The organism is Brevundimonas sp. GW456-12-10-14-LB3 (genome assembly GCF_059424365.1).
On sequence record NZ_JBWKZJ010000001.1, the window covers coordinates 77,499 to 98,185 of the forward strand.

19 protein-coding genes and 1 riboswitch are annotated in these 20,687 nt (G+C 65.3%); of the genes, 9 read left to right on the forward strand and 10 right to left on the reverse strand.

The genetic code is table 11. The features are described from left to right. Positions 1 to 13: 13 nt before the first annotated feature. Both kdpA and AC07XS_RS00395 read right to left on the reverse strand, forming a co-directional pair. Positions 14 to 1,723, reverse strand: a complete 1,710-nt coding sequence (gene kdpA / locus AC07XS_RS00390; protein ID WP_054765929.1) for a potassium-transporting ATPase subunit KdpA — start codon at positions 1,721 to 1,723, stop codon at positions 14 to 16. A gap of 18 nt (positions 1,724 to 1,741) precedes the next feature. Then, complete coding sequence (locus AC07XS_RS00395; RefSeq protein ID WP_082503478.1) at positions 1,742 to 1,825, reverse strand: potassium-transporting ATPase subunit F; 84 nt, start codon at positions 1,823 to 1,825, stop codon at positions 1,742 to 1,744. Positions 1,826 to 2,202: 377 nt separating this feature from the next. Between AC07XS_RS00395 and AC07XS_RS00400 the strand changes: the two genes are divergently transcribed. Continuing rightward, a complete protein-coding gene (locus AC07XS_RS00400) occupies positions 2,203 to 2,553 on the forward strand; it encodes a hypothetical protein (RefSeq protein WP_182713099.1) in 351 nt (116 codons plus the stop codon). Between the two features lie 23 nt (positions 2,554 to 2,576). Next, positions 2,577 to 3,095, forward strand: coding sequence for a PA3715 family protein (locus AC07XS_RS00405; protein WP_182713100.1), 519 nt, complete (start codon positions 2,577 to 2,579; stop codon positions 3,093 to 3,095). Positions 3,096 to 3,169: 74 nt separating this feature from the next. Here AC07XS_RS00405 and AC07XS_RS00410 read toward each other — a convergent pair whose 3' ends face one another. Next, entirely contained in the window at positions 3,170 to 3,931 is a 762-nt protein-coding gene (locus AC07XS_RS00410) for a hypothetical protein (RefSeq protein WP_182713101.1), read from the reverse strand. Between the two features lie 243 nt (positions 3,932 to 4,174). Between AC07XS_RS00410 and AC07XS_RS00415 the strand changes: the two genes are divergently transcribed. Next, a complete protein-coding gene (locus AC07XS_RS00415; RefSeq protein ID WP_182713102.1) occupies positions 4,175 to 4,621 on the forward strand; it encodes an ATP-binding protein in 447 nt (148 codons plus the stop codon). 111 nt (positions 4,622 to 4,732) lie between these two features. Here AC07XS_RS00415 and AC07XS_RS00420 read toward each other — a convergent pair whose 3' ends face one another. The 4 genes from AC07XS_RS00420 to AC07XS_RS00435 form a co-directional block, all read right to left on the reverse strand. Further along, the gene (locus AC07XS_RS00420; protein WP_182713103.1) at positions 4,733 to 5,737 is read right to left on the reverse strand and encodes an amidohydrolase family protein; all 1,005 of its coding nucleotides are present in this window, start codon (positions 5,735 to 5,737) and stop codon (positions 4,733 to 4,735) included. 24 nt (positions 5,738 to 5,761) lie between these two features. Beyond that, positions 5,762 to 7,684 carry a prolyl oligopeptidase family serine peptidase gene (locus tag AC07XS_RS00425; RefSeq protein ID WP_321207898.1) on the reverse strand — a complete coding sequence of 641 codons (1,923 nt, stop codon included), beginning with the start codon at positions 7,682 to 7,684 and terminating at the stop codon, positions 5,762 to 5,764. A gap of 110 nt (positions 7,685 to 7,794) precedes the next feature. Next, positions 7,795 to 10,479, reverse strand: coding sequence for a TonB-dependent receptor domain-containing protein (locus tag AC07XS_RS00430; RefSeq protein ID WP_321207899.1), 2,685 nt, complete (start codon positions 10,477 to 10,479; stop codon positions 7,795 to 7,797). Between the two features lie 175 nt (positions 10,480 to 10,654). After that, a riboswitch (glycine riboswitch) is annotated at positions 10,655 to 10,742 on the reverse strand. A gap of 207 nt (positions 10,743 to 10,949) precedes the next feature. Continuing rightward, positions 10,950 to 12,041, reverse strand: a complete 1,092-nt coding sequence (locus AC07XS_RS00435) for an ABC transporter substrate-binding protein (protein WP_182713106.1) — start codon at positions 12,039 to 12,041, stop codon at positions 10,950 to 10,952. A 53-nt stretch (positions 12,042 to 12,094) separates the two neighbouring features. On the opposite strand from AC07XS_RS00435, the gene AC07XS_RS00440 reads away from it, so the two are divergent. From AC07XS_RS00440 to cml, 3 genes are all read left to right on the forward strand, one after another. After that, positions 12,095 to 12,757, forward strand: coding sequence for a response regulator transcription factor (locus AC07XS_RS00440; RefSeq protein WP_182713107.1), 663 nt, complete (start codon positions 12,095 to 12,097; stop codon positions 12,755 to 12,757). After that, on the forward strand, positions 12,754 to 14,139 hold the full coding sequence (locus AC07XS_RS00445; protein WP_182713108.1) for a sensor histidine kinase N-terminal domain-containing protein: 1,386 nt from the start codon (positions 12,754 to 12,756) through the stop codon (positions 14,137 to 14,139). Before AC07XS_RS00440 ends, AC07XS_RS00445 begins: the two co-directional genes overlap by 4 nt. Before the next feature lie 394 nt (positions 14,140 to 14,533). After that, on the forward strand, positions 14,534 to 15,715 hold the full coding sequence (gene cml / locus AC07XS_RS00450) for a CmlA/FloR family chloramphenicol efflux MFS transporter (RefSeq protein ID WP_182713109.1): 1,182 nt from the start codon (positions 14,534 to 14,536) through the stop codon (positions 15,713 to 15,715). Between the two features lie 54 nt (positions 15,716 to 15,769). Here the strand turns inward: cml and AC07XS_RS00455 are convergent, their stop codons facing one another. After that, positions 15,770 to 16,672, reverse strand: coding sequence for a LysR family transcriptional regulator (locus AC07XS_RS00455; protein WP_182713110.1), 903 nt, complete (start codon positions 16,670 to 16,672; stop codon positions 15,770 to 15,772). An 83-nt stretch (positions 16,673 to 16,755) separates the two neighbouring features. On the opposite strand from AC07XS_RS00455, the gene AC07XS_RS00460 reads away from it, so the two are divergent. Together AC07XS_RS00460 and AC07XS_RS00465 are read left to right on the forward strand one after the other, a co-directional pair. Beyond that, complete coding sequence (locus AC07XS_RS00460) at positions 16,756 to 17,199, forward strand: VOC family protein (RefSeq protein ID WP_182713111.1); 444 nt, start codon at positions 16,756 to 16,758, stop codon at positions 17,197 to 17,199. 409 nt (positions 17,200 to 17,608) lie between these two features. Continuing rightward, on the forward strand, positions 17,609 to 19,198 hold the full coding sequence (locus AC07XS_RS00465; RefSeq protein WP_182713112.1) for a hypothetical protein: 1,590 nt from the start codon (positions 17,609 to 17,611) through the stop codon (positions 19,196 to 19,198). 131 nt (positions 19,199 to 19,329) lie between these two features. On the opposite strand, the gene AC07XS_RS00470 is transcribed toward AC07XS_RS00465, so the two are convergent. Together AC07XS_RS00470 and AC07XS_RS00475 are read right to left on the reverse strand one after the other, a co-directional pair. Beyond that, positions 19,330 to 19,716 carry a helix-turn-helix domain-containing protein gene (locus AC07XS_RS00470; protein WP_182713113.1) on the reverse strand — a complete coding sequence of 129 codons (387 nt, stop codon included), beginning with the start codon at positions 19,714 to 19,716 and terminating at the stop codon, positions 19,330 to 19,332. 135 nt (positions 19,717 to 19,851) lie between these two features. Then, positions 19,852 to 20,151 carry a hypothetical protein gene (locus AC07XS_RS00475; protein WP_182713114.1) on the reverse strand — a complete coding sequence of 100 codons (300 nt, stop codon included), beginning with the start codon at positions 20,149 to 20,151 and terminating at the stop codon, positions 19,852 to 19,854. 202 nt (positions 20,152 to 20,353) lie between these two features. Here AC07XS_RS00475 and AC07XS_RS00480 point away from each other — a divergent pair, with 202 nt between their 5' ends. Further along, the gene (locus tag AC07XS_RS00480) at positions 20,354 to 20,620 is read left to right on the forward strand and encodes a hypothetical protein (protein WP_321207900.1); all 267 of its coding nucleotides are present in this window, start codon (positions 20,354 to 20,356) and stop codon (positions 20,618 to 20,620) included. Positions 20,621 to 20,687: the final 67 nt, after the last annotated feature.

The following is a 20,687-nucleotide window of genomic DNA, read 5'->3' on the forward strand; positions in this document are numbered from 1 at the left end:
GATGTCCGAAGGATCAGGCGCCGGCGACCGCCGCGAGCACCTGGAAGTGCTCGACGATCGGTCCCAGGGCGAGGGCGGGTAGGAACTGCAGGCCGCCGAGGATGAGGATCACGCCGATCAGCAGGCCGATGAACAGGCCGTTGTCGGTGGGCAGTGCGCCGGCGCTGGGCGCCAGCTTGGGCTTGACGACCAAACTGCCGGCGATGGCCAGAACGGCGACGGCCGGAACAAACCGACCGAACAGCATCCCCAGACCCAGGGTCGTGTTCCACCAGGGGGCGTTGGCGGTCAGACCCGCAAAGGCAGAGCCGTTGTTCGCCGCCGCCGAGGTGTAGGCGTAGAGGATCTCCGAAAGGCCATGCGGGCCGTCGTTCAGCAGCCCCGCCAAGGCGTTGGGGAACACTGCACTGACCGCCGCGAAGCCCAGGATGGCCAGCGGCAGAACCAGCACCGCGATCATGGCGAACTGGATCTCGCGCGCCTCGATCTTCTTGCCCAGATATTCGGGCGTCCGTCCGACCATCAGGCCGGCGACGAAGACCGACAGCAGGGCCATGACCACCATGATGGCGATGCCCGACCCGATCCCGCCGGGCAGGATCTCGCCCAGCTGCATCAGGAACATCTGCAAGGCCCCGCCCAGCGGCATATAGCTGGCGTGCATCGAATTGACCGAGCCGTTCGAGGCGCCGGTCGTGACCACGGACCAGACGGTCGAGGCGGGCGCGCCGAAGCGGACCTCCTTGCCCTCCATATTGACCGAGGCGTCCACCTGGGCCGCGACCAGGGCCGGGGCCGGCTGGGTCTCAATCACATACATGGCCGCGCTGGCGACGCTCAGCAGGATCAGCGCCGCCGCCGCAAGAGCGCGGACGTCGCGTCCCGCCAGAGCCGTGCGGCCGAAGGCGAAGAAGGCCGCCCAACCCATGACGTTGATCGCCACGGCGCTGAGAAGATTGGTGATGGCGTTGGGGTTCTCGAAGGGATGGGCGCCGTTGACGTTGAAGACGCCGCCGCCGTTGATGCCCAACTGTTTGATCGCCACCTGGCTGGCCGCCGGAAACAGCGGCAGGCTCTGGGACCCGCCCTCGACGCCTGTCGCCTGAACGTTCGCCGCCAGGCTCTGCACAACGCCCAGTCCGCCCAGAACGACCGCCAGCACGAAGGCGGCGGGCAGCAGCACATAGAGGGTGGTCCGCGTCAGGTCGGCCCAGAAGTTGCCGACGCCCTCGCCGCGATGGGCGACGAAGGCCCGCGCCAGGGCCGCCGCTATGGTCGCCCCGGTCGCAGCCGACACGAAGTTCTGTACCGTCAGCCCGACCATTTGGCTGAAGGTCGACATCGTCGCCTCCCCGCCATAGCTCTGCCAGTTGGTGTTGGTGACAAAGCTGACGGCGGTGTTGAAGGCCAGGTGCGGCGACACGCCCGCAAACCCCTGCGGGTTCAGCGGCAGCAAGCCCTGCAGACGCAGGATGGCGTACAGCAGCACAAAGCCCGCCAGGTTGAAGGCCAGCAGGGCGCCGGCATATGCCAGCCAGCCTTGGCTGCGTTTCGGATCGACGCCCGCCGCGCCGTAAAAGACGGCCTCGACCGGCTTCAACATCGGGTCCAGCCAGGTCCGCTCGCCGTTCCAGACGCGCGACATATAAATGCCGATGGGCCAGCCGAGCATGACGGCCAGCCCAAGGGTCACGGCGATCTCGCCCCATCCTTGAATGTTCATGAAATCCGTCCCGGTTCCTCAGAACCGCTCGGGCCGCAGCAGCGCCGCGACCATGTAAACGGCGACGACAAGCGCCCCCGCCCCCCAGAGCATGGCGATCATCGTCACACCCGCTTCAACGCTGTGGCCAGCAGGGCGAAGACGGCGAACGCCCCTGCCCCGATCGCCAGAAAGATCACATCGGCCATGTCGGCCTCCTCGCTCAAAGTTCGAGCGGGACAGGACCATCAAGACGCATAATGGCGCGATGTGACTCCCAGCCCTTCGCCTAAAGGATTCATAAAAACCTGGATCTATCGGCCGGTCGCCTACTAGGCCTATCGCCTGGACGAAGAAGCGCGTCGTGGCTTCCCATTGGGAGTCTCCGTCGTCGATCCGTAGGAGAATTGGTCGCCTTTGCCAGGATGGACGGCGTCCCCTACGGATCGATCCACTTGCCCCAAGCCAAGGCCCCGACTTCCCATTGACCGGGAACTTCCGTGACGAAAACGATGCTCAATGTCTATCGGCAACAGACCATAGTTCAGCGGCTGTCAAAAGCTGTGAAGGGAGAGACCATGCGGACGGTCGGCGGATGGAGTCTGGCGACGCTGATGTTGGCGCTGTGCTTGCCGACGCTCGCGCGTGCACAGGATCAGGAATGCGGGGACATCGGGGCGATCGTTCGTCAAGCCTACCCCAATGCGGTCGCGGACGGCGAGCGCACTATGAAAACTGGAAATCGCACGCTCACCCTGCCCTCGCCCTCGTCGATAAACCCTCACGCCCTTCTGTCTTCGCCGGCGGGGAAGGCCAGGACTGCTTCTGGTCGCCATCCCGCTTATTGCTGAGGTTGGCGTGGATTCGACGCTGGGTGATCTTTGATGTGCTCGTCGTCGACGAGCCAACCGGCACGCCGCGCCATCGGCTCCGCATTCCCCACGCCATGGACGACGACGCTGTCCGGCTTTCCCGAATTTCTTTCGACACTGCGCCATACAGCCTCGGGCCAGATCGACTGGCGTTTGGCGTGAGACGCGAATGGGTCGGCAGTTCGCGCCCTAACCCGTTCAAGGAAACCACGCTGTCCCTCTACGAGCCACGGGGCGCGGCCCTCGCGTTAGTCTTAGACGACCTGATCGTCGAACGCAGTCAAGGGCAATGGGATCTGTCCTGCGCCGGCGAGACTGTTGTGACCGAGCGGATCCTTCGAATGGTCCCGGGCCAGAAGGGGCAGGATATTTCGGTGCTGGAGCGGATCACTCAGAGCACGTCTAGGGAGGCCAAGAACGGTGAGTGCAGCACGACCGACCAAGCGGTCGCGCCTCGCACGATCCGCCTTTCATTTGACGGCAAGCGCTATGACGTTCCCCGCCTGATCCAGCGACGCTAGCCATCTGGTCATAAGGCGACGCGAACGGCGATCTTGATGTCGCTGGTGCGCCACGACAGGTCATCTCTCCCGCGTCATGTCGCTGGGCCTGATGGGACGGCGACGGGCTTCTTGGGCGAACGGGCGATCGCCTCGGCCCTTTCCAGAAGGCTCTCCGTTCTGAGGAGGCGTTCGTGATCCGTGTGGATCATCCCCCGCACGATGTAGCTGCCGAGCAGGACGCCGAACCCGATAATGGCCAGCTCCGGGGCGAGGCCGGTGGCGAGCGCGCCGAGGGCCCCGGCCGGATCGCCCCCCTCCACGGCGGACTTGAGATTGGCGGCCGCTCCGACCGCAAGCTCTCCCTCCGGAGAGACGATGAACCGTACGGCGGCCGCGCTCGTCGCGATGAGACCAACGGCGATCGGTAGCTTGTCCGGGGTGCGCGCGTTGAGCTTCAACTCGAGACGCACGGATTTCAGCCGACTTGTGATCTCGTCCTTCGAGAACTGATCCGCTACCTCCCCGGCAAAGGAAGCCGCCAAATCGTGGCTGCGCTGGAACCGCCCCTGTGATCTCGCATGAAGTTCCCGGACAAGGACGCCGAAGCTGAAGACCCAGCTTAGGCCCACGAGACCGAGCCCCAGCAGGAAGGCTCCGGCAACGACCGGCTTGAGCCACGCTCTGATCGTCGCCGCGTTCAGGGCGAGAAGCCCACCCAGTATCGTGACGATCAGCGCCCCGACACCGATCACCGTCATCCATTTCAACACAGTCTCAAACCGTCCCTCCGGAGCGGAGGTCCGGTTGGCGCGGCACAAGGCGTCTATCGAATAGTCGGAGTTCTTGCCTGTCATGGCGGCGGTGTGGCCTCAGAACGTAAACTTTGAGTTGCGCTCCACAGCGCGCCCCTCAACCGTCGTCCAACACGAACACCTTGTGAGGGCCGGTTGCTCCGGCCGAGGCGCCACCATGGCGCGCGAACGTCTGGCGGAACAGGTGCAGCTCAAGGAGGCCGAGATCCGCTCCACCTAACTGCGCCTCAGAGAGCAGGAGCGAATGATCGCCATCAATGAGGAGCGCCAGCGCCGGGTGCCGACATGCACGACGGAGTCGGCGGCCATCTGGTCTCGCTGGCCCAGTTGAGAGGCGGCGCGCCCGATGTCGAAACCCTGCGCCAGGGCGTGCGGATCGCCATCGACGATCTGCGGCTGATCATCGACTCGATGAATGGCGTGGATGACTCGCTGGAGGTCGCCATCGCCATTTTCCATGAGCGCATGGCGCCCCGCCTGCGTCTGGTGGGTATCGAACTGACCTGGACCGCCGCGCCGGGCGCGCCCGTCGAGGGTTTCAGTCCGGAGGCCAGGATCAACATCTACCGTATTCTTCAGGAGGCGATCACCAACGCGGTCAAACACGCCCAGGCGTCTCGCGTGGACATCCGCCTTGAGAGCGAGTCCGAGGCCGTCGTCATATCGGTCTCGGACGACGGCATGGACCTGCCCCAAGGCTGCGGGATGGCGGCAAGAGCCTGCCCGACATGAGCCGCCGCGCGGCCCGGATCGGCGGAACGCTGGACCTGGTCCCGCTGAACCCCGGACTTTCAGTTCGGCTGCGGGCGCCCCTGCCCACCTGGTTCGCACGCCGCCCGGAGATTATGCCCCAGTTTTTAGCTCGACCTGCCTCAGCCGTAACGCTTCGGCCTCGTCTGAAGTCAGCGGCAACAAGGCCATGGCGTCGTTCAGATAGGCGTCCAGAGGGCCCGAGAACGGCCAGTCGGATCCTGGTACGAACCGATCGACGCCGATCCGTCGCATCAGATCGACCAGCCTTTCGCGATCTCCGGGCGGCGTGTCGGCGTCGAAGACCTGGGCTAGGTCGAAATAGAGGTTTGGAAAACGCTTGTGATCCGTCGCCAGCGACTGCCGGAAGGCCTCCAGCGCGTCCCAAGTGTTCGCATCCAGTCCGCCCCAGCCGCCCGAATGGGCGATGACAACCGGGACGCCGCGTGCATGAGGCAGAACCTGTTCGACGAAGACGCGCACATCCTGGGCGCCATAGTCGGAGGCGCGGGTTCGCATGTGGATCATGATGGTCAGGCCGGCGTCCGAGGCGGCGTCGAAGACGGCGGCAAGACGGCGAACCTGACCGGGATCGCGAAGATCGACGCCCGAGTTGGTCAGATGCAGCTTCAATCCCTTTGCAAAAGGCTCGCCTTTCCACGCTTCGATTTCGGCCAGAGCCTCGGGCGCCAGCGGATTGACCGAGATGAAGGCGACCAGCCGCTCGGGATGTGCGGCCGCGATGGCCACGGTGAAGGCGTTGGCGACATGGACGCGGTCGGCCGCGTCGGCCAGCGGCGGAACCATCATCGGGCTCTCGGCCAGATAGGCCGTGGACATGATCCAAGCCGTCTGGACGCCCGTCTGGTCCATATCCGCCAGAAGATCTTTGGCCGTCAGTGGTTTGACGAAGGCTGGATCACAGGCGCTGATCCGCCCCGGACTGTCGCAATAGGCCGTCAGAATCTCCCGAATGGCCGGGGCGTGGACATGGACATGATGGTCGGTACGAACCGGAGGACGGGTCTGGGACGTGGCGGGCGCCGCAGCGAGCACGACGAGGGCCGCGCCCGCCGCGACAAGGCGTTTGAAGAACATGGAGCGTGACTGGAACCGTGTCGCCTAGCGCGCCGCCTCGCCCAGCAGGGTCTGTTTCCAGAACAGAAGGCTGGTCCAGAAATAGTAGTCCTCGTTCTCCTTCTTGTGGAAGCCGTGGCCCTCGTTCTGGGCCAGCAGGTGCCAGGCCGTGCCTCCGCGGCTGCGGACCGCGCTAACGATCTGGTCGGCTTCGGAGGCCGGGACGCGGGGATCGTTTCCACCGGTGGCGACCAGAAGCGGAATGGTGATCTTGTCGACGCTGGTCAGGGGGGAGATGGCGTGAAGCTGGGCGCGCTGAGCCGGATCCCGTTCGTCGCCGTATTCCACCCGTCTCAGGTCGCGGCGATACGACTGGGTGTTTTCTAGGAAGGTGACAAAGTTGGAGATGGCGACATAGCAGTTCGCCCCCTTCAGCCGGTCGCTGTAATGCACGGCGGCGGCGTAGCACATGTAGCCGCCGTAGGAGACGCCGGTGACGGCGAAGCGCGAGGCGTCAAGGGTGGGATCGACCTCGAGCGCGTCCAGGAAAGCGCCGATGTCCTTGACCGAATTCTCGCGCTGGAACGGGCCGTTGTCCAGATTGACGAACCGGGTGCCGAAGCCGGACGAGCCGCGCACGTTCGGGAAGAAAAGGGCCACGCCCATCTCGTTTAACAGATAGTTCTGCGCGCCCAGGAAATCGGGGCGCGTCTGGCCTTCAGGACCGCCGTGGATATCGACAATCAGCGGCCGCTTGCCGGGGAATTCGGCGGGGTCGGGCCGGTAGAGGAAGCCGGACACCGTCTCGCCGTCGAAGCTCCTCACCTCGACCAGTTGCGGCTCGACGTTGACAGCAGGGTCCAGACCGCCCGTCTCGCTATGGGTCCATTGGGTGACGGCCAGGGTGGTCGGATCGACGGAGAAGGCGTCGCCGGAGACGCGCGCGGACGACAGGCTGAGACCGATCGCGCCCCATGGGGCGATGTCGATGGCCGGGCCGATGCTGTAGGGGATGACGCCTTCCGGCAGACCTGTGACGACCCGGACGGCGCCGGTCGCGACATCCATAACCTTCAGCCGCGATATCCCAGCCTCGTTGACCGCATAGGCGATGAAGTCGCCGTCCGGAGCGACGGCGTAGTCGCTGACATCCCAGCGGGCTTCTGTGCTGACCGGCACAAAGCCGTTCCGCACGATCCGCCCCAGACGCAGGAAGTCGGAATCCTTGTTCGAGGTCGCCCAGACGGCGCCGTCGGGCCCGTACTGAGGATCGACATAGGAGACCTGCGCGACGGGGTCGGTCAGCGGCGTCATCCGGCCCGAGGCGAGGTCCAGCTCATAGACAACGGCCCTGTTGATCGACATCCGGTTCAGGACCAGGGCCTTGGTCCCGTCCCTGGAGAAGTCGGCGATGTTCCAGCCGCCGCCGGACACCTGGGCCACCAGACGGTCGGTCGAGGGGTCGGCGGGATCGACCACATAAAGGTCCATGTCCGCGCCGTTGCGACGCGATGAGGCGTAGCCGACCCGCTTGCCGTCCCGACTCCAGGCGCCGAACCAATTGCGGCTCTTGCCGTCCGTAATCAGGCTCAACCGACCTGCGGCCAGGGTGTAGAGTTGATAGAATTCGTCGCCCCCGTTGTCCTTCTGGACAAGAAGGGTCTGACCGTTGGGCGACAGGGCGCCGGCCAGGATCGGCTCGGCCTCGAAACTGATCTGGGTTCGGGCGCCGTCAGGAGCAGCCACGACGTGAAGCTGATCCGTGGCGCCGAACCGCGTCTTGATCAGCATTGACTGATCGGCGGCGTTCCAGCCCAGGAAGGTCGCACGGCGCGTCTGAAGATAGGGCTGGGTCGCCGCGACCAGATCGTCGGGCACGGCGGGAAGGCCGTCGGCGACGATGGCGGCGGGCTTGGGCGCCTCGGCAAGGGCCGCAGGAGCGACGCTCAGGGCGAGCAGGAGAGCCATCGGCAGACGGGAAATCATGGCACAGACCGTGTGAAAAATGGGGGAGCAGAAGGGGAGATCGCCGGCCCAATGGAGGAGCGGGGCCGGCGATCCGGAGCGCAGAACCAGAACTAGAAGCGGTACCGCGCGCCAACCGTGACGTACCGACCGATGACGTCGTAATACGGCGAATAGAGCGACCCGACCGGCGGGTCCTTGTCGAACAGGTTGGTCGCATTGGCGTACAGCTCGACCCCGTTTGCGCCGTAGTGCGCCAGGTCGGCCGTCAGCCCTAGATCGACATAGGTGAAGGCGTCGATGTGGTTGTTCGAGATGGCGACGGTGCTGTTGTAGTCGCCCGCCGAGATGTAGCGCGCGCGCAGGTTCGCACCGAACACCTCGCCCTTCCAGCCGAGGCTGGCGTTGACCCGCAGCTTGGGTACGCCCAGGCCGAAAGAATAGCCCTGGGATTCGACATATTCGATCTTGGTCACGCCGTCGTCCGTGGTCAGGCTGTTCACCCAGGTGCCGACCAAGCGCATCATCACCCGGCCCGTCGCGCCCGGAACCCAGAGGTCGGCGTCGGAGGCGTAGGAGGCCTCGGCGTCGATCCCGTCCGTGTGGTACTCGGCCAGGTTCACATAGGTGGACATGGTGCGGACCAGATTGCCCGCCGAGTCGCGCTCGACCTTGGAGCAGAGGTCGAGGTTGCCGTTGTAGCAGCGGTTGACCAGATCCTGCGGCGCAATCGTCGTGATCACGTCGTCGATCTTGATGTCGTAATAATCCAGCGACAGGTTCAGGCCTGGGATCGAAGGCGGCGAATAGGTGACGCCCAGGGTCAGTGTATCGGCGGTCTCCGGGCGGAGGTTGGGATTACCGCCGCCGTTGTTCAGCGTATAAACTAAAGCCCCGTTCTTGGCCGGGTCATTGATGTTGTTCCAGCCGGTGGTGGTGGTGGTGAACAGCTCCGAAAGATTGGCCGAACGGATATCGCGCGACTGAGTCACACGGCCGCGGAAGCCGGGGAAGAACTCGTTGGTGGCGCCAACCTTCCAAGACCAGATCGAGCCCGTGGTGTCGTAGTCCGAGATGCGAGCTGCAGCATTGAACTGCAGGTCGTTCAGGATCGGCAGATCCTTGACGATCGGGACCAGGACTTCGGCGAAGGCCTCCTTCACGCTGAACTCGCCGGACATGGCCGAGAAGCTGAACGTCTTGAAGGCCTTGGCCGCGTCCAGCTCGCCAATACGCTGATCGGTCTGCTCCTTGCGGGCTTCCAGGCCGACGGCGATCGACACGTCGCCGGCCGGCAGGCTGAAGGGCTCGCCACGCAGGCTGACGCCGGCGACGTCCAGCTTGGTGGTGGCCCGCTGCTGAGGCGTGCCGGTGACATAATCGATGGCTTCCTGAGACGGCGCGCCCAGGCCAAAGAGATTGATCGGCACGCAGCCCGAGTTGGGATTGGTCAGGGTCACGCGGCAGACGGCTCGACCGCTCACGGGATCGATTACGGAATCGACCGCATTGGCGAATTCGGTCTTCAGCAGAAAACCGGGCGTATCGATATTATTCTCGAACTCGCCGTGGCTGTAGTAGGCGCCCCAGCGCCAGCTGTCGCCGAACTCGCCGTCCACGGCCAGAGTGGCCTGGGTGGTGACGCGCTCGAAATCGATCGTGGAATAGGACAGATCAGAGTTGAAACGTCCGAAGGTGAAGGACGTCTGGCCAGCGGCCGCCATCTGCTGCTTGATCGTGGACGACAAGAAGGCGTTGTCGATGCTGATCGTCAGATCGCCGCGATCGTGATCGCCGAACCAGACATAGTCGTTCCACATCCGCGAGTGACGGACGTCAGCCGTGACCCGCAGCTTGTCATTGATCTCATAGACGGCGCTGGCCAGCCCGGTGTAGCGGCGCTGCGGCGTGACCAACGGGCTGAGATCGTCATTGGACGGACCTTCGCCGCCGATCGAGTTGGTTCCGCTGACGGTGCCGTAATCGAAAGGCCGAAGCGTGCCGTCCGGGTTAAACACCTTACCGCGGTTCACGCCCGACAGGATCAGACCGCCGTAAGCGGCGTTGGCGAAGCCGACGTCCGGCTGCAGGGCGCCGTTGACGGTGGCCCATCGGCCGATATTCGGGCGCGACGCTTTGGGGATGACGCCTTCGTTGTCCAGGTATTCGCCGCCGATGACGAAGTGGCCGCGCCCGTCGGCGAAGTCCGCGCCCCAGGCGCCTTCGAACCGTTCCTGCTCAGCGTCGTCGTAGGAGGACACGCCGTATTCGGCGCCCAGCTTGCCGCCGCTGAAATAGCGATCAATGCCGATGTTCACTACGCCGGCGACGGCGCCTGAGCCCCAGGCGGCCGATGCGCCGCCCGTAACCACGTCGACGCTCTTGACCAGCACCGACGGCACGGCGTTCAGATCGTTCTCGCTGGACACGCGACGCCCATCGATCAGGACTAGGGTCCGGTTGATGCCCAAGCCGCGCAGATCGACCGGCGCATTGCCCGCACCGGTGTTGGTGCCGGTCGTCTGGGCCGATGTGGTGGCGCGGAATTGAGGCATGTCGTTGAGGGCGGCGGCGATATTCGGCCGCGCGCCAACCGACAGATCCTCGGCGGAAAGATGGATGGTCGGCGTCGGCGCCTCGAAGCCGGCGCGGTCGATCCGCGAGGCGGTGACGACAATGTCATCGACCGAGGCCGCATCCTCTGGAGCGCCCGCCTCCTGGGCATGGACAGAGGTGGCGCAGGCCATCAGCGCGATGGCGCTGCAATAATAGGTCAGGTTGCGATTAAGACGAGACAAAGCGAGATTCCTCATGGCGATGACGCCCCTCCCCAGGGTTGCCCAATGCGACCGGCGCTCTGCGGCGCCCGTTCGCCCCCGCTGTCATTGGGCCTGAGAGCTTCAGGCCGTTCGCCGACCCTTTCTCCTTCGGCGAGGCCGCATCCCCCGGATTCGACCTTCTCTCCAGCGTTCCTTCAGCAAGACGGTCCGTTTGCCTGAGCGTTTCCGGGGCGGTTGCGCCTTCGGCGTCGGCGGGAACCGATCTCTCCCGCCTTGCTGAAGCGAGTAAGATCGACCAACGAATGCCTGTCAAATCGGCACGCCTCGCAAGGATAATGCTTCTATTTTCACATTCATGCAGTTACATGCCGCTTTTGAAGCGCGTCAGTCGTTTGTCGCCGAGCGACTATCGGTCACCGCAGGATCGGTGAAAGCGAGGTGACAGAAACACCGCCTTCAGAAGAAAGAGACTTATCCACAGGAAAGCCTTAGGGGGCCCTAGGGTCGTCCGGCGCCCGTTCCGCCGCCTGCATGGCGGCCCGCCAACGCTGCAGAAGCCCCTCGCGACGCGCCTGATCGAGATTGGCGAGCAAGGCCGGTCCCACACGGACCGGCCGAGCGCCGGGGATAGAGGCGCGACGCTCGGTAAGAATGTCGCCGCGAGCTGGGCGGACCCCCAGGCCGGCGATGATCCTTTGCCCTTCACGCGATAAAAGAAAATCCAGAAAAAGCCGGGCGGCGTTGGGGTGGGCCGCGTTGCGGGGTATGAAGGCCACGCGCGAGACGGACAGATGATAGTCCTCTGGCGTAACCAGGCCGATATCGGGCGCCCGGGCGACCCACGACGCCCCGTAAGACTGGTTCATATTGTAGGCGAAGGCCATGCGGCCCTCAGCCAGTTGGCCCATCATCCTTTGGCCGGACGTATCGGCACGCGGATGAGTAGACCCCAGGGCAGTCATCAGGGCCCAAGCGTCGGGATAGATCTGGATGTCGGCCGACAGTTGCAGAAGCGCCACCCCGCTGCGTTCGGCGTCATACAGGGTGACCCGGCGGAAAAACCGGTCCGCGTCGGTAGACAGCCGTTCGAGCAGTTGGGCGTGGCTGCGCGGCACGATCTCCGACGGCAACCGCCTGCGATTATAGGCGAAGACGACGGGCTCGGCCGTCACACCGAACGCCTGGTCTCGCCAGACCGAGCCGTCCGGCATGGCCGCCCGATGCGGCGATCGATAAACTTGGGCGTAGCCGTCATTGATCAGCTTGACCTGCACGTCCATCGCCGTGCTCCAGACCAGATCCGGCCCCTCCAGTCCGGAGGCGGCGCGGGACTGGACTCGGTTCGCGATCAGGGTCGAGTTGATGTCCTCGAGCCGCACCGCGATCTCGGGCCAGCGCCGTTGAAACGCCGCCAGCACAGGCCCCATCAGGCTGGTGTTCGTGAGGATGTGCAGCCCGCCCTCGCGCCTGGCAAGCCATCGGACGCGGGGCGCCGTCGCGACCCCGTCCGGCTCGCCCGCGCAGGCCGAAACCCCCGCCCCCGCGAGCCCGAGAAGCAGATGTCGGCGATCCGTCTTCACCGGGGCGGGTTTCCCGCTATTGTACCGTTCATGATCCGCTCCTTCGCATCGCCATGAGAATACTGGTCGTCGAGGATGACAAGGCGCTTCGGCATTCGCTCGAGGCCAGCCTTCTGGCGGTCGGTTTCGAACTCCGCTCCACCGACAGCGGGGACCAAGCCCTTCATCTGGAAGCGACGGAGCGGTTCGACGCCGCCGTGTTGGACATCGGCCTTCCCGACATCGACGGTTTCGAGGTCCTGAAGGCCTTCAGACGGCGGGGATCGCAGACGCCCGTCCTGATGCTGACCGCGCGCGACGCCCTGGGCGACCGGGTGGCGGGACTGGATTTCGGCGCTGATGACTATCTCGTCAAACCCTTCGCCCCTTCGGAACTGATCGCCCGATTGAGAGCGATCGTGCGTCGACGCCAGGGTCGGGCGGCGGGCGCCGCGATCGTCGGCTCACTGGTCTGCGACTGGGACGCCGGCCGGGCCCAGGTCAATGACCGGGAACTGTCGCTCCGTCCGCGCGAATGGGCGGCCCTGCGCGTTCTGGCCTCGCGCGCTGGCCAGGTGGTGGATCGGGAGTTGTTGGCGGCCGAAGTCTTTCCGCAGGATGAGGCTCCCTCGCTCAACGCCCTGGAGATCCATGTCGGTCGGCTGAGGCGCCAGTTGCAGCCTGACGGCCCCGCCGTGACCAATATCCGCGGTCGCGGCTATCGTCTCGATCCATGAGCGAGGCGCCCGGCTCGCGCCGCCCCCACAGTCTGGTGACACGTCTGCTGATCGCCCAGGTCGCGCCCCTGGCCCTGTTCGCCGTCGTGGTGCTGGCGGTCGGGGCTTGGACGGCCCACCGCGTGGTGGCGGAGACGGCCGACCGCCTCCTGGCGGGGGCGCTGCAGACCATCCGGGAAACGGTCTCGGTCGCCGACGGCAAGGTGACTGTCGATGTCGCGCCCTGGACTCTGGGCCTGCTCGACGGTCCCGAGCGGGACGCCGTCTTCTACAGTGTTCGCGAGGGCGGCCGACTGATCACAGGCTATGAGGAGTTGCCGCGCCTGCCCGACGCCTCGTCGGATGCTCCGATCTTCGCCGACCTGTCCGTCCGCGGCGTGCCGGTTCGCATGGCCCAGCAAACCCTGACGATCCCAGGAAGACCCGCCCCCGTCACCGTGTCGGTGGCTCAGAGCCTGGACTCGCGACGCGCCAGCCTGTTGGATCTATATCGCAGCCTGCTGCTGCCACCCACCCTGCTCGTCCTGTTGGCCGCGCTTCTGATCTGGCCGGCCTTGAAGTGGGGCCTCAACTCGCTCAAGCGGCTGATCGACGACCTGACGCGCCGCCCCGGTCCCCGTGCCGACTTCGCGCCCGCCGACATCGACCTGGCGCCCCGCGAATTCCAGCCGGTGCTGACCGCCTTCAACCATCTCCTGGCGCGGCTTGAGGCCTCGACGTCGGGGGTTCAGCGCTTCGCAGCCGACGCCTCGCACCAGTTGCGCACCCCGCTTTCGGTCGTGGCGGCCAATCTCGATCTGCTGGCGGGCGCGCCCAGGACCTGGACCGCGCGGGAGAGGCGTCTGATCGACGACTCCCGCGACGCGGTCGCCGGCATGACCCGGCTCGTCGGCCAGTTGCTTTCCACGGCCCGGGCTGACGGCGCCCGGATCAAGTCGTCTGCCGACCTGGGCCGGGCGGCGCGGCGCGCCTTTCAAATGGCTAAGGCGCGCCGGTCCGCCCCGAACGGCGCTCTACGCCTTCGTCTTCCGGCAGAGGCCGTGGTCGTTCTGGGCGCCGAGGACCTAATCGCTGAACAGATCCTCAATCTTATCGACAACGCCTTCCACCACGGCGCGCCGCCCGTCATCGTGCATGTGCGAACAACGGGCGCGGTCTGCGTCTGGGATCACGGCCCCGGCGTCGATGAGGCCGCCCTTCCCCGCCTTACAGACCGATTCTTCCGCGCCGCGCCCTCCCAGGCGTCCGGTTCCGGCCTCGGCCTCGCCATCGTTCGCACCTTGGCGGAGGCCCAAGGCGGGCAGTTCGGTTTATCCAACCGCAGCGGCGGGCGAAGCGGCCTCGTCGGGCGACTGACTTTCCAACCCAGTGCGGAAGAATGAGTCGTCGAAACGACAAGCCGTTCTGAAGGTGGACGCGCGCCACCGGATCGGGAGCGCCGTTCGCACCGACGGCGGCTGAAGGCGGCTTCGATCGATGTGCGGTTTAAGGCGGCTGCGCCGAAGACCCTCTCGCCAAGCCCCACCAGAGGGCTTTCGGTTTTGTCGGACAGCGCCCGTCGGCCGCCACAGCCCTGCGCGGCTTCGGTCGCTGGACCTTTGCTTTGTCTAGGTCCAGACAAAGCCTGACCAAGAAGACGCGGGAGGCGCCTGAGATGGGTGGCACGAAGGCCTCGGACGAATAGGCCGCAACGACGAACCCGTTGTTGCGGCGATCTGCTGACCTCCACCCGGCTGATCGCCGTCAAATCCAGCATTTGACGCGAAGCGATCCCTCATGTCCGACAACCGGCCCATTTGGGCCCACGCCCTTCCGACCGCCATCCTGCTGATGGCGCCCTTTGACCTGCTCGCCTCGCTGGCGATGGACATCTATCTGCCCGTGACGCCGGCCATGCCGGCCGCTTTGCAGGCCGATCCACCCGTCATCCAGCTCACGCTCAGCGTCTACCTCCTCGGCCTCGGCCTCGGGCAAGTCATCTTCGGCCCGCTCTCAGACCGGTTCGGTCGGCGGCCTGTGCTTCTGTCCGGCGCGCTCACGTTCGCGGTGACTTCGGGCCTGTTGGCGATGGCGGCGTCAGGCTGGGCGTTCGTCGTCCTTCGGCTTGCTCAGGCGATGGGCGCCGCGGCGATGCTGGTGGCGACCTTCGCGACGGTCCGTGACGTGTACGGCGACAAGCCGGAGAGTGTCCGGATCTATGGCCTGTTCAGCGCGATGTTGGCCTTTGTGCCCGCGTTCGGACCCGTGCTCGGGGCGCTCGTTTCAGCGCAGTTGAGCTGGCGGGCGATCTTCTGGTTCTTGGCCGCGTTGACGCTTCCGCCCCTGATGCACGCGCTTTGGCGGTGGACGGAAACGCGCCCTTTGGGCGAAGCCTCTCGCCCACGCCCGGGCCCCATTCTCCGCAGTTGGGCCTTCCAAATCTACACCTTGGCGTTTGGAGCCGCGATGGGGTCCTTCTTCGTCTACGTCTCGACGGCGCCACGCATTCTTGTCGAAAGGGTGGGACTGTCGGAGCTTGAGTTCAGCCTCGCCTTCGCCAGCACGGCTTTCGTCATGATCGTCGCATCCCATGCCGCTCGCCCTTGCTTGGACCGATGGGGGGTGGCGGGCGCCGTTCAGCGGGGCATGGGCCTGCTGCTCGCGAGCGCCCTGTGTTTCGGCGCGAGCGCCGCCTTCGGCGAGCCCTCCATAGGGAGCGTCATCCTCCCGTCTTGGATCATGGCGGTGGGGATCGTCCTGACCGTGTCCGTCTCGGCGAATGGCGCCCTCGAAGCCTTCGGCGATCAGGCGGGCCTGGCCGTCGCGCTCTACTTTGCGGGCCAGAGCCTGATCGTAAGCCTCGTTGGGACCCTGGCCGTGATCCTATTCAACGGCAGCACAGTTTGGCCTCTGGCCGCCTACACGCTGACACTGCCAACCCTCGTGCTACTGGGTCTCAACGCATCACGGAAATCCTGAAACCCAAGAGATCATCACGGATCGAACAGGCGGCTGCAGCTCAACGTCGCCAACTCAGGGCGTCGCCTGCGCTTCCGTCTCGATCTCGTTTCTGAGCCAACGCAGACCGTGATCATGGTCCCGCCGGTCATGCCAGACCTGGACAAGCGAAATACCGGCCAGGTCGATCGGCGGGGCCCCGAGGGTCAGACCGTCTTCCCGGCGCGCCTCAAGGCTTCGGCGCGCCGCCGTCACGATAAGGTCCGTCCCTCTGACAATCCGAGGGGCGACGGACCAGTGCGGCAGGGTGAAGATCACCCGACGAGCGTGGCCCAAGGCTTTCAAGGCGGCGTCCACCTCGCCCCTGTCGTCCGGCGACGCCGCCACCGCCACATGAGGTCGGGACAGATAGTCCTCCAAGGTCGCCGGCAGGCCCGCCGCCTCGTCGGCAAGACAGGCGAATTGATCAATGAAGAGATCCGAACTGCGCAAGCCCTCGTCCCGCACGCCCGGATAGACGCCGATCGCCAGATCGATCTCGCCGGACCGAACCGCCCCGAGGGCGGCCTCGCGGCCCAGGGACACGAGCCGCAAGGCCGCACCCGGCGCCGTTTGAACAAGGCGCCTGACCAGCCCCGGCAATAGAACCTCGGCGGCGTAGTCGGACATCGAGACCCGGAACGCCCGCCTAAGGGTCTGCGGGCTGAAGACCTCGTCCCGCAAAAGCCCTCCGAGCACGGCGAGGGCCTCGCCAAGGGGCGCGGCCAACGCCCGTGCGCGCGCGGTCGGCTCCAGCCTCCCCGCTCTGCGAACCAGGATCGGATCATCAAGCAGAGCCCGAAGACGCGCCAGAGTCTGGCTGACGGCGGGCTGGGTCTTGTTCAGCCTCAGCGCTGCACGGGTCACATGGCGCTCAGAAAGCAAAGCGTCCAGCACCACGAGCAGGTTGAGATCAATGCCGGCGAGCTCATTAGTCATTCGCATGATCGTTATACCAAACACCCATTTCCACACGGAATGTGAATAAACGAAGGTCGGCGCGATCACCAAGGGAGCGCCCGATGTCCGATACACCAACCTTTGACCGTGGCCTGAGCCACATCGCCCTGGTCGTCCGTGAGATGGACCGCAGTCGTGAGTTCTATGAAACCTTCGCCGGCTTGCGGCTGGTGCATGAACGCCGTGCGGAGGGCCGTATCAGCCGCGTCGCCTGGCTGGCCCATCCCCACACCGCCTTCACGGTCGTGCTGGTCGAATCAAACCAGCTCGACGACACGCCGCTCGGTCCCTTTGGGCACATTGGACTGGCGTGCCGGGATCAGGGCGAAGTGGACCGTCTCGCGGACCTCGCCAGGCGCAGGGGCGTCCTGCGGTCTCCGCCCGTTCAAAGCCCGCCTCCGGTCGGCTACTGGACCTACATCAGCGACCCAGACGGAAATACGCTTGAGCTGTCCTTCGGACAGCAGATCCGTTTCACGGGCCGTCAGGGGTCCGACGGGGCTTAAGCCGAGCGACAGATAGGCGACTTAAGGGCCCGGGCTGCAGCGATCGGCTGCGCGCCGCAAAGAGCGACCATCGCGTGGGAGGTATATAAGCGCCCACAGAGCGCTGATGGGTGAAGCGAAGAACGGTTGTCGCGGAACCACAGGTGACTGGCTGCACATCAACCACCCTCATTCATGCCGACCGCCCGCGAGGCGGGGCTTCATCCTATCGTGCAGGAGCCGGCGCCCCTTCGCGGCCGCGCGTCATGAGGCGCGAGAATGACATGCGGGCCAGGCCGTGTCGCCGCGCCCGCAGAGATTGAGCCAAGAGCTTAGGGCTACAACCAAAAGGATTTGACGGTTCTCGCAAAAGGCGTGATCAATACAACGCACGGGGTCGGCGGGATCACATTCTCTTGGAGGAGACACGATGTTCGCGAAATCACGCAAGGCGCGCCTGCTGGCCGCCGCCCTCAGCGTCACGGCTGTCCTACTGCCCAGCGTCGCCGCAGCCTGGAAGCCGACGTCCCACGTCTATTTCGCCGAAATCGCGGTGAAGGACGCGCTCGACGACGGCTATGTCGAAATCCCCGTCCTGGGAACCGGCGAGGTTCGACGATACAAGGTCGATGACGACACCTTGGTCGCCTTGAGAGCGGGCCGTGCGCAGTATCGCGCGGGCGTGCTGGGCCCCGACGCCTATCCGGACATCCTCACGGGCCAACAGGTCATCCATCCGGACGGGGAGGAAAGCGGCGTCTCGCACGGCTCGGACGCTTGGCTTGAGCACGTCTGGAACAGCTTCGGCGACGATCCGCTGCAACGCGCCTTCCGCCTGGGCTTTCTGACCCATGCGGCGGGCGACACCTATGGCCACACCTTCATCAATCAGTTTTCCGGCGCCCCCTTCACCTTGAACCCGCCGGACAATGCGATCCGCCACATCGTCCTGGAAGGCTATATCGACAAGCGCCTGCCGGGTTCAGCCTTGACCGGCGACTTCTTCACTGCCAGCGTGGCGGGGGTCGACGGACGCATCTATCAGGCGATGGTCGACGCGCGTCCCGGCTCCGCCCTGGACCGGTTGCTGCCCAGCGCCAGCAGCAGCACCAACTATTCGGTGCCGCGCCTGTTCTCGACCCTGCGCGCATCGCTCGACGCCGACATTCGGGCCTATTACGACCACAAGGCCGACCTTCAGCGCCGCATCGACAACTGCCGCTGGAACGACTTCAGCTGTTCGGCGGTCCTGCTGTCGGCAGAGTTGGCCGGCTATGTGGCGCTCAATGCGGCGCCGGTCACCTACAAGGAATACTGGCGCGACGACATCGACGAAGGCCTGCGGCTCTGGCCCCAGGTCAGTCATCAGGTGGCGGAGGCTTTGTTCTTCAACGCCGAGCGCAAGACCGACACCGAGAAGGCCGACCGCATCCTCAGCGACTATGCGACCCGACATCTGCTTTCGATGGCGGGAGCGCCGAGCTTCATCGGTCTGACCGCTGCGGCGATCGGCGACATCATCGACGCCGTGACGCCCGACTGGCTGCTGGCGCCGATCCGTGCGCTGAAAGCGGAGTTGCTGGACACCCTTCTGAAGGCGGCCACCGGCATGACTAAGGCCCAGTTGCAGGCCTATCTCACCCGGCCCGACCGGTATTTCGATCAGGTGATGACGACCGGGAACGGCGAACACATCACCCTGGCGCGCTTTAATCGCGACTATCTGCAGATCAGCGACACCGGCTACGACAATCCGTCTGAATCGTTCGACTATCGCAACCTTCCGGCCGCCTACAACACGGTCGTCGCCAGCAAGCTCGTGCTGTTGCCGCCGGCCGAGATCGACCGCTTGATCCGGGATTTGGGCGGGTCTCGCCGCCTCGAACGGCCCAATGTCATGCTCGGCTTCGCCCATACGCTCGACGGCTCCGTCCAATGGCGCAGCGGCATGGTGCTCGCCGCCGAGTGCAACGTTTACCGCCGGGTCTTCAAGCCGCTGCCGCGCGACGAGGTCTGCTGATTTCGGAAGACCCGCGACGATCATCCGCTCGACCCCATCGGTCGAGCGGCCCTGCGACCTGGACCTCTACGGTCGTATGGAACTGACAGCCTTTCCGCCGCAGAGGCCCAAGGCGACGGAGAAGGCGGCGGCTACATGTCCGGCGCGCGCGCGCCGTCCGATGCGAACTCCCGCGCCAGCGCCAGCAGCAGCCCTCGACGAGCCGGCGGCGTCTTCTGAAATGCTTTCAAGAGTTCCCGCCGCTCTCGGACATCTCTGTCGTCCTCCTCACTGACGGGGCGGAACGTCTGCGCTGGAAGAAAGGCGACGATCGGGAGTTTGAGCGCGTCCGCGATACGAACCATCGTGGAGACCGATACCCGGCTCGCCGCCCGTTCGTATTTCTGAATCTGCTGAAAGGTCACCCCGATCGCCGCGCCGAGCCGAGACTGCGTAAGGCCGGAGGCCATCCGCTCCTCGCGGATGCGCGCGCCGATGTAGACGTTCAATGGGTCGGTGGTCTCTGAACCGGACGTCATGGGGATTTCCGAAGCGTCTGCGCCCTTTGCCGCTCGGATCACATATAGTCAAGCTTGGTCGGCGCGCAACCGGGGGCGCCGCGTCGCGTCCGCAAGCGCCCCATCAGCGCGGCCGGCTCGGCCGCGGCGCCGGGGTCAGAAGTACTCTATGCCTTCAGGCGTGCACCAACCGACGTGCTCTTGACTGTGAAAGGCGGTTTGCTGGCCGCTGGTGAACTCGCTGCTGCCGGCCCAGATCGGCGTCCCCCAGCCGCCGTAGCAGACGCCGTAGTTTCGACCGACCTCCGTCGTCTTGGAGGCGTCGCTGTAATAGACGACGTCGTAAAGCGCCACGCGATTGCCGCCGATAATCTGGGCGGAGGAGGCCGTCGAGGTCAGGGAGGCGACGCCCAGCGTGACGGCCGCGATGACCGAAAGTCTTAGCGAAGGTTTCATCTCACTCTCCATCGCCTTCGGACGTGAAGGCCTGGAGAATGGGGACACCCATCAGTTGCAGAGTCAAGCCCCAAAGCTTTACGGTTCAGCGATAACGCCTACCCATAACGCGCCTGTGAGTTGCATTCCCAGGCAAGAGCGCGCGCCCTATGCGGCGCACGCGATCGGCGTGCATAGGGAGACAAAGCCAATGAATATCCGTGTGAAACCCGTTCTTGTCGGCGCTGCTTTGATCGCTGCAGCCTCCGTCACCGCCGCCTCCGCCCAAGTCGATCTGACGGCCTACCACTATGTCTACTATGCCGACGCGGCCAAGACCGAATACCTCGGCGAAGTGTCCGATCGCGGGTGCGGAGGATGGGGCGGCAACGTCTATGTGCTGCGCGCCAATGTGCCCTCCCCCTACTATGACGCGACGCCCATCTATGTCTGCGGCGGCCAGGGGCCGCAGCTTCCTCAGGACTGGTGACCCCCGACGGACGGCCCCGACCGTTTAAGGTCGGGGCTTGCGGTCGTTTGCCGGCCCGCGGCGACCT

Coding starts and splice junctions, on each gene's coding strand:
- AC07XS_RS00465 (WP_182713112.1), top strand. CDS start 17,609: ATGTTCGCGAAATCACGCAAGGCGCGCCTGCTGGCCGCCGCCCTCAGC.
- AC07XS_RS00395 (WP_082503478.1), bottom strand. CDS start 1,825: ATGATCGCCATGCTCTGGGGGGCGGGGGCGCTTGTCGTCGCCGTTTAC.
- AC07XS_RS00470 (WP_182713113.1), bottom strand. CDS start 19,716: ATGACGTCCGGTTCAGAGACCACCGACCCATTGAACGTCTACATCGGC.
- AC07XS_RS00455 (WP_182713110.1), bottom strand. CDS start 16,672: ATGACTAATGAGCTCGCCGGCATTGATCTCAACCTGCTCGTGGTGCTG.
- AC07XS_RS00440 (WP_182713107.1), top strand. CDS start 12,095: ATGAGAATACTGGTCGTCGAGGATGACAAGGCGCTTCGGCATTCGCTC.
- AC07XS_RS00410 (WP_182713101.1), bottom strand. CDS start 3,931: ATGACAGGCAAGAACTCCGACTATTCGATAGACGCCTTGTGCCGCGCC.
- AC07XS_RS00475 (WP_182713114.1), bottom strand. CDS start 20,151: ATGAAACCTTCGCTAAGACTTTCGGTCATCGCGGCCGTCACGCTGGGC.
- AC07XS_RS00460 (WP_182713111.1), top strand. CDS start 16,756: ATGTCCGATACACCAACCTTTGACCGTGGCCTGAGCCACATCGCCCTG.
- AC07XS_RS00425 (WP_321207898.1), bottom strand. CDS start 7,684: ATGGCTCTCCTGCTCGCCCTGAGCGTCGCTCCTGCGGCCCTTGCCGAG.
- AC07XS_RS00445 (WP_182713108.1), top strand. CDS start 12,754: ATGAGCGAGGCGCCCGGCTCGCGCCGCCCCCACAGTCTGGTGACACGT.
- AC07XS_RS00415 (WP_182713102.1), top strand. CDS start 4,175: ATGCACGACGGAGTCGGCGGCCATCTGGTCTCGCTGGCCCAGTTGAGA.
- cml (WP_182713109.1), top strand. CDS start 14,534: ATGTCCGACAACCGGCCCATTTGGGCCCACGCCCTTCCGACCGCCATC.
- AC07XS_RS00420 (WP_182713103.1), bottom strand. CDS start 5,737: ATGTTCTTCAAACGCCTTGTCGCGGCGGGCGCGGCCCTCGTCGTGCTC.
- kdpA (WP_054765929.1), bottom strand. CDS start 1,723: ATGAACATTCAAGGATGGGGCGAGATCGCCGTGACCCTTGGGCTGGCC.